The sequence below is a fragment of the Candidatus Poribacteria bacterium genome, assembly GCA_021295715.1.
GTDB lineage: Bacteria > Poribacteria > WGA-4E > WGA-4E > WGA-3G > WGA-3G.
In genome coordinates this window covers 1-13,803 of sequence record JAGWBV010000080.1, presented here as the reverse complement: position 1 = coordinate 13,803, position 13,803 = coordinate 1, and the positions used below count along the sequence as shown (strand labels likewise).

Genomic DNA, 13,803 nt, shown 5'->3' with positions numbered 1-13,803 from the left:
GGTATCAAACGGCTGAGCCAAATCAACATCTGGATTATGATAGTCCTATTCTCATTCGTCATCGTCGTCGGGCCGACAGACGTGATTTTCAAGACCTTTTTTAAGGCACTTGGGGACTATGTCGTTGAAGTCGTACCGTTCAGTAATTGGGTGGGGCGCACGGATTCCTACTTTATCCATGACTGGTCCGCTTTCCACATGGCCTGGTGGATTACCTGGGTGCCCTTCGTCGGCACGTTTATCGCCCGAATTTCAAACGGACGCACGGTTCGCGAATTCTTGTGCTGTGTGCTGCTGCTACCGATGCTGATTACGTTACTGTGCTTCAGTATTCCTCACCAATGGCTACACCGGCGTGATGGAGAGTGTTGAGACAGGGGCGTATGCGGCTGCACTCTTTGAAATGTTTGCGAAGCTACCGTTGGCGCAGCTCACTTCATTCGTCAGTATTGTGCTGCTCATCACCTTTTTCGTCACAACGTCGGATTCGGGGTCGTTGGTTGTTGACACGATTACCGCCGGCGGCAAGATGGAGGCACCTGCGAGGCAACGCGTATTTTGGTGCTCTGTTGAGGGGCTCGTTGCAATTGCACTCTTGCTCGGCGGTGGGCTCCGGTCACTGCAGGCTGCCACGCTTGTATCCGGCTTACCCTTTGCCTTCATCATTATTGGCATCGGAATCTGCACGTGGATAGCCCTTCGGCAAGCATCGCGCTGAATCAATTTGTAGTGACGCTGCGATTAAACCATAATGGTAAAGGATCGAAAAATATGAACGTAACAGAGTTAGAATTTGAAAAACCACTCATTGAATTGGAACAACACCTCACACAATTGGAAACCTTCGCGCAAATCAATCCGGACTTGGACCTCGCAGAAGGACTTGAGGCACTAAAGCAGAATGCTAATAAACTCACAAAACGAACCTTCCAAAAACTAAGCCGCTGGGATAAAGTAAAATTAGCACGTCATACCCAACGTCCACAAGCCCCCTTCTATATCAACGCGCTTTTCGAGGAACATGTCGAACTCCACAGCGATAAACTATACGGTGACGATCGGGCACTCGTTGGGGGTTTTGCATGGTTCGACGGACAGCCGCTTGTTTACCTTGCGCAACAGAAAGGCACGAACCTTGAAGAGCGACAGGAAATGAATTTCGGTTACACGCATCCGGAGGGCTACCGCAAGGCAAGACGATTGATGCAGTTAGCCGATAAATTCAACCGCCCCTTAGTCTGTTTTGTTGATACACCCGGGGCACACTTTGATCTTCGTTCCGAAGAATATGGACAAGCAATGGCGATCGCTGAAAACCTCGCAGAGATGATGACGCTGCAGGTTCCGATCCTTGTTGTTATTATCGGCGAAGGTGGAAGTGGTGGTGCTTTGGCAATCGCAGTCGGAAATCGCGTCTTGATGATGGAGTATGCCGTCTACTGTGTCGCACCACCTGAAGCCTGCAGTGGCATTGTGTGGAAGGATAAAGGCGAACACGCCCCCGAAGCAACCGAAGGTTATAAACCGACTGCCCCAGATCTGCTTAAGTTAGAGATTATTGATCAAATTATCCGCGAACCACTCGGCGGCGCACACAGAGATGCGGAAGCCGCTGCCCGTAACGTCAAACGCGCAGTCCGTAAGCATCTCACGGAACTGATGCAGATGACACCGCAACAACTGATTCAACAAAGATATGAGCGTTATCGGCATATAGGACTTTATGGCGAAGATCAAGCTTGATGGGTTAATACGATCAATATGAAAATCCGAACGATTACTACAGGCATTCCACTCCCTTTTTCGCCATACCAACTTCAACGTGCAGCAAAATTTAACGCTGACTGTCAAACCTATTTTGAGACGAATGGTTTCGAGGTCCAAACAACTCGTGTAAGTTGTCAAATTTGGGATGAGAATCGGGACGTAGATACAATCTTAAGGTTGGAATCCGATGCACGGACATTAGGAATCGAGTTTCTTAACTTAGGAACAATCCTACCCGGAAAACGGCACACCCAAACGCATATTGCTCGCATCGCCGATATAATTATCCACAGTGAGATACTCTTTGCTACCGTCACCCTTACGACGCAATCTGGACGTGTAGCATCAGAGATAGCAGAAAGCACTGCTGAGGTAATACAGCAAATTGCACACCGAACCGATGCTGGTTACGGAAACCTACGTTTTGCAGTGTTGATGAACTGCCCACCGAATACCCCCTTCTTTCCAGCGGCGTACTGGCACGACGCTCGAACTAACTTCAGCATCGGATGGCAGGCTATAGACCTTGTGCAAGACGCTTTCACAGATGCCCCGAATTTAGAAGTCGGTTTGCAAAACCTGAAAACTGTCATGGAAGCAGAAGGTCAGAAAATTGTCGCACTCGCACAAACCTTTGCGCAGGAGTGGGGGGTGAAGTTTGTCGGTATAGATGCATCGCTTGCACCGATGGGCAATGAAAGCATCGCTTATGCCATGGAGCAACAACTTCCAGGTTATTTTGGCGAGAGAGGCACGTTAACAGTTGCTGCCGGTCTGACCCGCACACTCCAATCGCTCGCACTGCCGCTCTGTGGATATTCGGGATTAATGCTCCCTGTCCTTGAGGATGTAGGTTTGGGAAAACGAAGTGAAGCGGGCTATTTTAACCTTGACAGTCTTCTCCTCTATTCCACTGTCTGTGGGACGGGGTTGGATACCATTCCGATACCCGGCGATGCTTCGACATCTCAAATTACCTCTATTCTGAAGGATGTCGCTACGCTCTCCATACAGCTAAACAAACCGCTATCGGTACGTCTTTTTCCGGTTCCGGGATGCAACGCAGACTGCATGACAGAATTTGATTCGCCCTATCTAACAAATACCACAGTAATGCGCGTATGATTGTAGGGTTTTTTATCAGATCGGGGTTGGTTGCAAACTTTTTCACTTGCCAATTGTTACATGTTTTGATATGATAATGCGTATGAAATTTGACGAGCGGTGTTTACCCATCAGAAACTACCGCGAACGACCCTTAGGACAAGGGCATTGGACGCATCTTGTGCATCCGATTTTCGGTCAAGATGACGGTTTAGTAGTCCTGCATTCTGTGTTGGTGGTTCGGATTGAAGCGATGCAAACACCTGATACACATGGTCACGGTCCCGATATGGATGAGGTTTGGTATATGCTTGAAGGCAATGGCATCCACGTCGTCAGCAAGAATGTTTATCGGCAGATGCCGGGTGATGCTGTTTCCGTGGCTTCGTCAAATCCGGGGCATAGTCTCATCAATGATACAAATGAACCGCTCATAACCTTTTACTTTGCGCGGTATGATCGATAAATAAGGATAACTATGAGCGACAAACCACATGTTCTTTTGATTTCGACAGATCATTGGCCCAACTCGTTATTAGGCATCAGTGGACATCCTGCCATCCAAACACCGACGCTGGACACACTTGCTCGCGCTGGCACCCGTTTCACACGCGGTTACAGCGAGTGCCCCGTGTGCGTTCCAGCGCGAAAAACGTTGATGACCGGCACAACAACACGAACCCATAAAGACAGAGTTTTCAACGACCGTCAAGGATTAAATGGGCTCCCAACAATCGCACAGACCTTCCGGGATGCAGGGTATCAAGCCTACGCTGTCGGCAAGTTGCACATCCATCCCCAGCGGAGCCGTATCGGTTTCGATGACGTGCTGTTAGGTGAGGAAGGTAGACTGCAGCACGGCGTGGTCGATGACTATGAGCTTTTCCTCGGTGACAGAGGCTATGCAGGCCAACAGTTCGCGCACGGGATGTGTAACAACGATTATCTCAACCGTCCTTGGCATCTCCCTGAAGACTGTCATATCACAAACTGGAGCACGCAGCAGATGGTGCGGATGATTAAACGCCGCGATCCAACACGTCCCGGGTTCTGGTACCTTTCCTATTGCCATCCACATCCACCCTTGGCACCGCTTCAGTGCTACATGGATATGTATCGCGATATTGATGTGGATATGCCATATTGTGGCGAATGGGCGAAGCAAACTGAGCAGCTACCGTTACCTCTAAAGGCGCGACAGAAACAGGACAAGCATTTTACAGAAGACCAGATTCGTTCGGCACGCCAAGCCTTTTATGCACTCTGTACACAGATCGACCATCAATTGCGCGTTGTCATTGGTACTTTACGGGAGGAAGGACTACTGAACAATACGATTCTGTTGTTTACCTCTGACCATGGCGACATGCTCGGAAATCATCGGATGTGGGCGAAACGACTCTATTATGAGGATTCCACCAACGTTCCTATGCTCCTCGTTGGCACCGCAGGCGATGAACGCGTAGGACATCACAGAGTGGATGACCGACTCGTCGGATGGCAAGATGTAATGCCGACACTCCTGCATCTCGCAGGAATTGACATTCCAGATACCGTAGATGGGATACCGATGGTGGGTGACGAAAAGCGCGATTGGTTGTACGGCGAAATTGGTGAAGGCGGCAGTGCGACCCGCATGATTCATGAGGGACGCTTTAAGCTTATTTACTACGCCACTGGAAACTACCGTCAACTCTTCGATCTGGAAAAGGATCCAAGGGAATTGAACGACCTCGCCGATTCATCAGCGCATGCTGAGATACTGGAACGACTGACAAACCACCTGATCGGTGAACTCTACGGAGATGATGAAGACTGGATAGAAGATGGTAAACTTGTCGGATTGCCCGACCGAGCGTATCGTCCGTCTCCCAACCGCGCCTTATCAGGTCAACGCGGACTTCACTGGCCACCTCCACCGTCCGCCGGACGTTAGAGAAAACTATTTGAGAATCTTGACAAAATTTTTAAAATCAACTATATTAACCTATTGAAAATTTCTTTGTTAGGGCATAATCCGTAAACCCGTATTAACTCCTAATGCAAGTAATTAAGAAAGGAAAATAGATGTTAGCAGAAATCCGACAAAGAGAAGGGGTCATTGTTATTCGACCCACGGGCCGCATGATTGGTGCGGCAAACGCTGAAATTAGAGAACAGATTAATGAGGAACTGGAGGAGCATTTTGACTCTCCAAAAGTTATCTTTAACCTCGAGAATGTTACCCGTATGGACAGTAGCGGACTCGGCACATTGGTATCTGTGAACGTGACGGTCTCCCGCAAAGGCGGGCGGACGGCACTCGTCAACGCAGGTGCGCATATCCGAAATCTTCTCATTCTCGGACGCTTAATGAGCGTCTTTGAGAATTACAATAGCGAAGAAGAGGGAATCCTCGCCCTCACCTCTGAGGAGAGCTAATCAATAGGGTAAAGTATCCCTTTAGTTCCTCCTTGAAACAACCATAGCCACACCTAAAAACTGTATGGCTCTTACAAACAGGGCAATTAGCCCCTTCGCTACTTAGGAAAATTTCTGAGGGGAATCAAGATACGAAGAAGGAAATTTATGTCAAATCAGAATCTTCCGACGTTTACTGTCGATGCTGGTTTTCACAATCGGGATGAGTGTCCTGTTAGCATTAACGTCAACCATCCCGGCGTGAGCCAACTCCACGATCGTGCCGTCACCTTAACAGATGTCGCATCCGGTGATGTCATTTCAGCACAGTGCTACGCTGACGAGAATGGCACGACTACCTTGACTTGGATACTTGATGGACTTGCCGCTGGTGAATCGCGGACCTACACCCTATCGGAAGGAAGTGTTGCTGGCGAGACAGGCGTTCAGTTAAAAGAAAAAGCCGAAACAATAACCGTAACACTTAATAACCGGCATTTTACAACATTTCGCTACGCAACTTCTCACAACACTGGGCAGTTTCGTCCATATTTCTTTCCGGTTCTCGGTCCAAATGGACGCGAAGTAACACGCGGTGAAACAAGCGACATTTCAAAGGACCACGTCCACCATCGTTCCCTCTACGTCGCCTATGGCGAAGTCAATGATGTTGACTTGTGGGGGGAAGGCAGTAATTCTGGAAAAGTTGTGCATCAAGGCTTCACACAAAAACAGGGTGGGGCTGTCGTCGGTAGACTTTATACGCAAAACAGTTGGCGGACACAGGCGGGGGAGGTTTTGATGACGGATGTGCAGAATTTCCGTATCTACAACCTACCTGAAGATGCCGCACTTCTTGATCTCGATCTCAGTTTTATCGCTTCCGTGGGAGATGTCCATTTCGGAGATACCAAGGAGGGCGGTATTATCTCAATTCGGGTGCATCCATCCATGAACGCTTCCGACGGTGGGAAGATAGAGAACGCCTTTGGTGGTATCAATGAAGCAGAAACTTGGGGGAAGCGCGCGAACTGGTGCGATTATTCTGGTGTTGTTGATGGAACACCTGTTGGTATTGCTGTGTTCGATCATATCGTCAACCCACGCTATCCGACGTATTGGCATGTGCGCAATTATGGGTTAATGGGCAGCAATATATTCGGAGGTGGCGCTTTTGAAAGCGATCCTTCTAAAGACGGTTCCTACACGCTCAAACACGGTGAGGAGATGCACTTCCGGTTCCGCGTTCTTATCCATGCTGGCGATGCAAGCGTTGGAAAAGTAGCGCAGAAATATCACGATTTCATCAATCCACCTGTCGTTGAGGTATCCTAAGCGCGAAATTGTACCAAGATGGCTATCGGGAGTCAGCGGTCAAAAAGAACATTCTGAAAACCGATTGCTGAAGGAAACCGATAGCCAATACAAGGAGATTTATAAATGCCGATTCCCACGATTCATGTCGGATGCACCCATTTCGCGCACGGTCGCCTACAAGCACAGATTAATTCAAAAGGGCTTAACCCGGTTGCCTGTGTAGATATTAATCTCCCTGAAGCTCGCGAAGCTATAGCAAGTTTAGATGGGGATGTCCCTGACTATCTTGCCGATCGTATTTACACGACAATAACCGAAGCGAAAGAGAAACACGAGGCACAGGCATGTCTTATCTATGCTTCAACAACCGTTCACGCCAAATTAATTGTTGAAAGCCTGAACCTCGGTATGCATACCCTCTGTGTCAAACCAATCGCAACGACACAGGCAGAATTCCACGACATTATAAGCGCACATAAAGCGAACCCTAACTTGATGATCGTCCAAGGGCAGAATAAGCGTTGGAATCCTGCTGCTGCGAAAATGCGGGAATGGCTTCGGGAAGAGGGTGGCATTGGTGAGATGATAGCGGGTGAGTGTCGATTCTGGATTCGCCAAAACTTATACACAGGTCCAGATTCCCGGCAACCCGATGCCTATGTTGATGGGCTTTTCTTCCACGCCGGCACGAGTCACCAACTCGATCAACTTGTCGCCGCGAAGGGAATTCCTAAGTACGTTACCGCGCATGTCCATAACCGGCGAGATCCAGAGCTTGGACAGATTGAAGCTTGGGGAACAGCTGGTGGCAACGCTCTTATGGAGTATGCCAACGGTGCGCCTTTCTCTTATGCTGGCACACGGGCAGCGCATACAACTCCGTTCGGGTGGAGTGGACATTGGACTTTCCACGGCGAGGTCGGAGATCTCCGACGAGATGCAGGACACCTACAACTCTTCCGACTCGGCCAAACCATTGAAGACCTATCCCTTCAAGATTTGCATGCCGGTCTCATAGAGGACGATCGCCTCCAGTTTGATGCATTTGCACAAGCGATTGCTAACGGAACGGATCGGGACTGGATGCAGGACACAACACTCGGTACATGGATACTCATGGAAGCATGCAACGAATCAGCACGAACGCACGAAAAAGTTGATGTTGAAGCGTTCGCCAAGAAGATGCTTGCTTATAGCAATCAGCAGTAGGGTAAGAGGTTATCGTCCAAACCCGTAGCTCGTAATGTAATGGAGAGCGGATTTAAGAAACGCATTTGATAGTTCTAACGCACGTTATTTAACCGCAAGGAAAAATTAAAAAAAGGAAAAATTAAAAAATGCAATCTCCACACGGTATTACGGCTTCAGCGTTCCGTCCCTCTGTGATGGGAAAAAACGGCATGGTTACATCTGGACACGTCCTCGCTTCACAAGCGGGTATTCAGACAATGATGGCTGGGGGCAACGCTGTTGATGCTGCTATCGCAACCGCTGTAGCTCTCGGTATGGTTGAACCTGCTGGTTCCGGACTTGGGGGCGATGGCTTTATCCTCATTTATTGGGCGGAAACCGGGCAGGTTGAGGCGGTAAATGGAACGGGTCCTGCCCCGCGTGCCGCTACCCGAGAAACCTACCTCAAAGATGGCGGGATCCCGATGAAAGGCATGCGAAGCGTCTCAGTGCCAGGGATCGTTGACGCATGGCTTCTCGCACACGAACGCTACGGAACACTCAAATTAGAAGATGTTCTCGCACCAGCGATTTCGCTCTGCGAGGACGGATTCCCCGTGAGTCATAGGCTGGCAGGCGGACTTAAAGGCGAAAACGCTCGTTTTGCTGCCGAACCAGATTCGCGTGCCGTCTTTACCAACGATGGCGAACCGATCGCCGCAGGCCAATTCCTCGCGAACCCCAACCTTGGTAAAACCCTTCGGAAAATCGCCAAACACGGAAGAGAGATATTCTACGAAGGTGAGATCGCTAAAGCCATTGGCGAATTCAGCCGTGCCTACGATGGACTCTTGACAGCCGAGGATCTCTCGAACTACCATGCCCACTGGGCTGATCCCATACATGTCAACTACCGTGGATACGAGGTTTATGAAATGCCACCCAACTCAAGCGGGCATATCTTACTTCAAGAATTAAACATGGTTGAACGCTTTGATTTGCAAACCTTAGGGTGCAATACTGCCGAAAGTGTACATCTGATGGTTGAAGCGAAAAAGCTTGCCTTCGCGGATCGGGAACAATATATGGCGGATCCAGAGTGGGTGGACGTTCCGATAGAAGGGATGTTATCTAAATCCTACGCCGCTGAACGAGCGGAATGTATCGACTTAGACAAGGCGGCTTTTGATGTTCCAGCAGGTGGCCCAGAAACACACGAAGATACAACCTGTTTCTGCACTGCGGATCAGGCGGGAAATCTCGTTTGTATCCTGCAGAGTATCCAGTCAGGGTTCGGTTCCAGCCTCATCGCGGGCGACACAGGGGTCCTTTTGAACAATCGCATGACCTATTGGCATTTGGAAGAGGGGCATCCCAACTGTCTGATGCCGGGCAAACGCGTCCGCCATACCATGAACCCTGTCATTGTAACAAAGGACGGTCAACCCGTCTTAACATGCGGCACACCGGGAGCAGATACGCAGGTCCAAACGAACCTCCAACTCGTTACTCACATGCTTGACTTCGGAATGACACCACAGGAAGCGGTCTCTGCCCCGCGCTGGCGGAGTTTGCAGAACCCGATGGAATCCACTATTCCACACACCTGTTCCAATGACCTCCAGTTAGAAAACCGGTTCTCCTCGGATACCAAGGATGGATTAGGACAAAGGGGACATGAACTCCAGATTGTTGGTGATTGGGGTGGTCCAGGGAGTGCTCAAGCTATCATGGTTCATCCTGAATCGGGCGCGCTCATCGGTGGTTCTGATCCGAGAACCGATGGATACGCTGTGACATTTTAGAGGCTTGTTTTCATACACAGCAAGGTTTAAATTGCAGAACAGAGATGTTTGCGTGTTAGCGATATTTGTGGCAGGATATGAAATACATCGCCACAATATCATCATTGGGTTAAAATCCTTGGAGCCTAATTGTGAATAGTAGCACTACAAGAATCATTACATACGTGGTTCTTATGATAACCTTTTGTCTTATAGCACCACAAATTTGGAGCCGTGATGTTGTCCTTCTTGAGGAAGATTTTGAGGACGTGAAACTCGAAGCAAGTATACTGGAGCAGATTAAAGATAAAGACGTTTGGTCAGGCACACCTCCTGAAGGTTGGGAAATTACAAACGAAAATCCTAAAGACCTCGGGATGCCTGAGTGGAGAACGTGGGCAATTGTTGATCTTGAGTGGTGGACACGAACAGCGGAAGACCAGCGGCGTAGTGAGTTCACAGGAGTCCATAATGACGGCAAAGGTGTCGGTAAAGGAGCTGTTTCTGACCCTGATGAGTGGGACGATTGGGGCGGAAATGGCGATCCTGACGCTCTTAGTCGTTGGAACGGACACTTAATTACCCCACCCATTAAAATCAAGGGCGCAGCCGCAAAATCGCTCGTCTTAACATTGGATTCGAGTTGGCGTCCTGAAGATACCCAAACTGCTGAAATAATCGTAAGTTTTGACGGCGGTAAGGAAGATCAAATTCTACTCTTCGAGAGCGTCGGTATTGACGCAGGCGCGCATACCCTTGTTACCATTCCTACCCTTAAGCTCAAAGAGGAAAAAATAAACGATGGGGAACAGATAAACGAAACGTTAGAAATCCCCATCGACAACCCCACCGGTGCTGCTGAGATGACTATTAGTTTCGGTGTTATTGATGCTCAAAATGATTGGTGGTGGGCAATAGATAATATAAAGCTCATAAGCACCGCATATTCTGTAGAGCCAAGGGATAAATTAGCAGTTAGGTGGGCAGAGATAAAATCCTAACAACGACCTCTTTCGTTGAACCGTAAGTGACTGGACATCGTTCACGGCTCTGCGAAGATAGTTGTAAAGCAGGGCTGCATCCACCTAAAGTGCAGCCCTACTTCTTATATTCCGTTGATAAGAAATGTGTAGACGCTACTGGAGGAAACAGATCCACCCACCTCACTGGCGAGTTTTGTACCCCTGTCGCAACGTTGAGGTAATTGTATGCTTTACTATTGTTGGATTTTAGGAGAAAAAATTAATGAAAATTTTAGTCACGGGTGGCACAGGTCGTATTGGGTCGAACCTTGTCAAAAAGTTACTGGAAAAAGGACACGATATCCGTAGTTTTGTCTATCCGGGGGATGTCAACCGTGTCGGACGATGGGACGGGACGAAACGTGTGGAAACCGTTCTTGGGGACCTACGCGAATACGAGGATGTCAAAAAAGCCGTTGATGGCGTAGATGCCATCTATCATATCGCCGCAGCGTTCGGGGGTCCCTTTGATAATCGTCAATACTTGGAAATCAATGGGATGGGAACACTCAATATTTTAGAAGGCATCCGCGAGGTCAACCCGAACATTCATCGACTCGTCTATGCCTGTACCGAAGCGATTTATTGGGAACTCACCGAAAAAGGTAGGCTTTTCAATGAGCTAATTACCGAAGACATGGTTGCCAAATACCATCACATGCCCTACTTTCTGACGAAATGGATTGGCGAGGAATTGTGCATGACATATCACCACCAGTATGGTGTGCCTTCAACTGTTTTCCGCTTCACAACCGTCATTGAACCGAGCGAATACCTCAACGAAGATGGTTTGCCAAGGCAATTCGTCTTTAGTCCTATCCACAATCGGTACAAGAATTATACAGGCGATGATTCAGCTGAGTTAGAGACGGCAGATGTCGTCAAAAGCCTCTGGGACGGACAGGAAAAATTCATACTCAAACGTAATTCTGACGGACGTCCTTACAAGGAGCATTTCACAGATGTCCGGGATATTGTCCAAGGGTTGGTTTTAGGGATCGAAAAGGATGCGGCTGTCGGTGAAGAATTCACACTCGGTGGAAACGGCATCTTTAAACATGAAGAGGTTATTCCATATCTGTGTGAACGTTACCAGATGGATTCTGTTGATGTGAAACTCCCGCAAGCTCTCTATTTTGAGTTCGATCTAAGCAAAATCAAAACACTGTTAGACTTTGAACCACAACACGATTTAGCGAGTATCCTCGACGCTGCGGAAGCGATGCGCCGTGGTGAAGATGTCGGCATCATTCCGACAGGCGTTCGGTGGAATTAATCCCCGCTTTTCCGCTATTCTTGTGTGGGAACGATCACCAAACCGCTATTTCATGGTTTTGCCGATTTCCTTGATGTCTTCAGAATATATAGGTTAAACTTAAATTACTGAGGAGTTAGATACTTAATTCCGTGTAGATGGAGTAGATGCGCTTTGTAAGTCTGATGGTTGAACCTAATCAAAATCGAGGTTCAAGGGTCCGTTTATCGTGAAAACCTATCTTGGTGTATCCTCACTTTTCCTATTCGTTTTTACCTGTTTGACGCTCAGTTGCACCAAGACTTCGGTTGCACCGATACGGCAGATTCCATCAAGCACAAAACACCTCGATAGGTATATCAACGCCACGCTTAAAAGGAAAGGTATTCAACCCTCAAAGAGGTCGGACGATGCCGAGTTTTTGCGCCGAGTTTATCTCGACTTGACCGGAAAGATCCCAACCCCCGATGAGGTTTTGGATTTTCTCAAGGACGGTTCTTCAAACAAACGTCAAAGAAAGATCGAGCAGCTGCTGATCAGCGATGCTTACTTTGACTATTGGACAGAGTTATGGATAAACTGGTTAATCGGTAGGCGTGGCGATAGAGACAGTCACCGCGTTGGCTTAACGCTTTGGGTCCGAGAGGAACTAACAAACAATATACCCTATAACCGGTTTGTCCAAGAACTCATCACAGCTGATGGCGAATTACGGAACAACGGTGCAGTAAACTATATCCTGCGTTACAGGCACTCGCCGCCCTCTCTGACCTCACATGCCTCGCGTTTGTTTTTAGGTCTTCCTATGCAGTGTGCCGAGTGTCACGATCATAAAACGGAAATATGGACCCAAGCGGATTATTACGGCATTGCTGCTTTCTTCACCGGTATTAAGAGTGAGCGAAAGAAATACATCGACGGCATAGATATGATAGGTAATAAGATGAAAATCAGGAATTATCTTATTACTGACAAACCAGAAGAGACTATTTGGGTGGAAAGCCTTGGAACACAAGTCCACCCGCGCTTCTTAGATGGGACAGAATACAAAGGCTCACTCCTGAAAAAACGGGGAGCACTCGCGCAATGGATGACTGATAAGTCAAACCCCTATTTTAGTCAAGCAATCGTGAATCGCATCTGGAAGCATTTTATGGGGCGCGCTTTTGTCGAACCGGTTGATGGGTTTGGAGAAGAAAACCAACCTACCAATCCTGAACTCTTGAAGTGGCTCGCGAATGATTTTGTCATTCACGGCTATGACTTACAACACTTAATGCGGACTATCTTGAATTCAGAAACGTATCAACGCACGTCCCAAACGATTGAGAGTAACAAAAACGATCAGCTCTATTACTCGCATGCCTATGTGAAACCTTTAAGTGCCGAACAGTTCTTCTCTTCTCTGCTACAAGCCACCGGTTTTGAAAGACTTCAACAAGTCAGAATGGAAGGTATGAAGAAGAAAAATAGGAAAAAGAGACAGGACCTGCTGCGTCAACTTGAGCGGATGAAACGCGAGCATCTCAAAAAGTTTATCTTCCTACTTGACAACGGTGAAATGGAAGAGATCGAAGCATTCAATGGAACCATCCCTCAAGCACTTATGATGATTAATGGGAACATGGTGAATGATAGCACGAATCACGAAGAGCTCGGTAGTTTTATAAATTACGTATTAGGAAAATGGCGCGAACCGATGGAACGGATGGAGTATATCTATCTCAATGTCTTGTCCCGGTTACCAACTGCTAAAGAAAAAACCTATTTTAGACGCTATTTAGAGCGGAACCTTTATTCCGATAAAGACCTTGCTTACGAAGATCTCTATTGGGTCTTACTCAACTCAGTTGAGTTTTCGCTTAATCATTAGTTTGCACAAACTAACGGTCTCCTATGCTACAAGATGAAGTGCCACCGTTTATTCAGACCACAATTTCGCAAATTTAAGACAAGTTTTGTCTTTGAAAATCGAGAGGTGTCA

13 protein-coding genes are annotated in these 13,803 nt (G+C 48.0%); all 13 read left to right on the top strand.

Annotated elements, in window-relative coordinates:
* A partial coding sequence (locus J4G07_17725; protein ID MCE2415826.1) for a BCCT family transporter occupies window positions 1–372 on the top strand: 372 nt, incomplete at its 5' end.
* On the top strand, window positions 359–718 hold the full coding sequence (locus J4G07_17720) for a BCCT family transporter (protein MCE2415825.1): 360 nt from the start codon (window positions 359–361) through the stop codon (window positions 716–718). The genes J4G07_17725 and J4G07_17720, both read left to right, overlap by 14 nt.
* A gap of 53 nt (window positions 719–771) precedes the next feature.
* Entirely contained in the window at window positions 772–1,743 is a 972-nt protein-coding gene (locus tag J4G07_17715; GenBank protein ID MCE2415824.1) for an acetyl-CoA carboxylase carboxyltransferase subunit alpha, read from the top strand.
* Window positions 1,744–1,761: 18 nt separating this feature from the next.
* Window positions 1,762–2,892: a DUF711 family protein gene (locus J4G07_17710; protein ID MCE2415823.1), complete on the top strand. Its 1,131-nt coding sequence runs from the start codon at window positions 1,762–1,764 to the stop codon at window positions 2,890–2,892.
* A gap of 76 nt (window positions 2,893–2,968) precedes the next feature.
* On the top strand, window positions 2,969–3,337 hold the full coding sequence (locus J4G07_17705) for a cupin domain-containing protein (protein MCE2415822.1): 369 nt from the start codon (window positions 2,969–2,971) through the stop codon (window positions 3,335–3,337).
* Between the two features lie 12 nt (window positions 3,338–3,349).
* Window positions 3,350–4,807 (top strand): sulfatase-like hydrolase/transferase, encoded by a 1,458-nt coding sequence (locus J4G07_17700; protein MCE2415821.1) that lies wholly within the window; start codon window positions 3,350–3,352, stop codon window positions 4,805–4,807.
* A gap of 131 nt (window positions 4,808–4,938) precedes the next feature.
* Window positions 4,939–5,292: an STAS domain-containing protein gene (locus J4G07_17695; protein ID MCE2415820.1), complete on the top strand. Its 354-nt coding sequence runs from the start codon at window positions 4,939–4,941 to the stop codon at window positions 5,290–5,292.
* A 147-nt stretch (window positions 5,293–5,439) separates the two neighbouring features.
* Window positions 5,440–6,606, top strand: coding sequence for a PmoA family protein (locus tag J4G07_17690; GenBank protein ID MCE2415819.1), 1,167 nt, complete (start codon window positions 5,440–5,442; stop codon window positions 6,604–6,606).
* Between the two features lie 105 nt (window positions 6,607–6,711).
* Window positions 6,712–7,797 (top strand): Gfo/Idh/MocA family oxidoreductase, encoded by a 1,086-nt coding sequence (locus tag J4G07_17685; protein ID MCE2415818.1) that lies wholly within the window; start codon window positions 6,712–6,714, stop codon window positions 7,795–7,797.
* 128 nt (window positions 7,798–7,925) lie between these two features.
* Window positions 7,926–9,563, top strand: a complete 1,638-nt coding sequence (gene ggt, locus J4G07_17680; protein MCE2415817.1) for a gamma-glutamyltransferase — start codon at window positions 7,926–7,928, stop codon at window positions 9,561–9,563.
* 173 nt (window positions 9,564–9,736) lie between these two features.
* Window positions 9,737–10,543 carry a hypothetical protein gene (locus J4G07_17675; protein ID MCE2415816.1) on the top strand — a complete coding sequence of 269 codons (807 nt, stop codon included), beginning with the start codon at window positions 9,737–9,739 and terminating at the stop codon, window positions 10,541–10,543.
* A gap of 244 nt (window positions 10,544–10,787) precedes the next feature.
* Window positions 10,788–11,840, top strand: coding sequence for an NAD(P)-dependent oxidoreductase (locus J4G07_17670; GenBank protein ID MCE2415815.1), 1,053 nt, complete (start codon window positions 10,788–10,790; stop codon window positions 11,838–11,840).
* A 208-nt stretch (window positions 11,841–12,048) separates the two neighbouring features.
* Window positions 12,049–13,692: a DUF1553 domain-containing protein gene (locus J4G07_17665; protein ID MCE2415814.1), complete on the top strand. Its 1,644-nt coding sequence runs from the start codon at window positions 12,049–12,051 to the stop codon at window positions 13,690–13,692.
* The last annotated feature ends 111 nt before the right edge of the window (window positions 13,693–13,803 follow it).

Bases quoted from the DNA above. Each gene is read 5' to 3' on its own strand.
- J4G07_17720 (MCE2415825.1), top strand. From the start codon at position 359: ATGGAGAGTGTTGAGACAGGGGCGTATGCGGCTGCACTCTTTGAAATG.
- J4G07_17715 (MCE2415824.1), top strand. From the start codon at position 772: ATGAACGTAACAGAGTTAGAATTTGAAAAACCACTCATTGAATTGGAA.
- J4G07_17710 (MCE2415823.1), top strand. From the start codon at position 1,762: ATGAAAATCCGAACGATTACTACAGGCATTCCACTCCCTTTTTCGCCA.
- J4G07_17705 (MCE2415822.1), top strand. From the start codon at position 2,969: ATGCGTATGAAATTTGACGAGCGGTGTTTACCCATCAGAAACTACCGC.
- J4G07_17700 (MCE2415821.1), top strand. From the start codon at position 3,350: ATGAGCGACAAACCACATGTTCTTTTGATTTCGACAGATCATTGGCCC.
- J4G07_17695 (MCE2415820.1), top strand. From the start codon at position 4,939: ATGTTAGCAGAAATCCGACAAAGAGAAGGGGTCATTGTTATTCGACCC.
- J4G07_17690 (MCE2415819.1), top strand. From the start codon at position 5,440: ATGTCAAATCAGAATCTTCCGACGTTTACTGTCGATGCTGGTTTTCAC.
- J4G07_17685 (MCE2415818.1), top strand. From the start codon at position 6,712: ATGCCGATTCCCACGATTCATGTCGGATGCACCCATTTCGCGCACGGT.
- ggt (MCE2415817.1), top strand. From the start codon at position 7,926: ATGCAATCTCCACACGGTATTACGGCTTCAGCGTTCCGTCCCTCTGTG.
- J4G07_17675 (MCE2415816.1), top strand. From the start codon at position 9,737: ATGATAACCTTTTGTCTTATAGCACCACAAATTTGGAGCCGTGATGTT.
- J4G07_17670 (MCE2415815.1), top strand. From the start codon at position 10,788: ATGAAAATTTTAGTCACGGGTGGCACAGGTCGTATTGGGTCGAACCTT.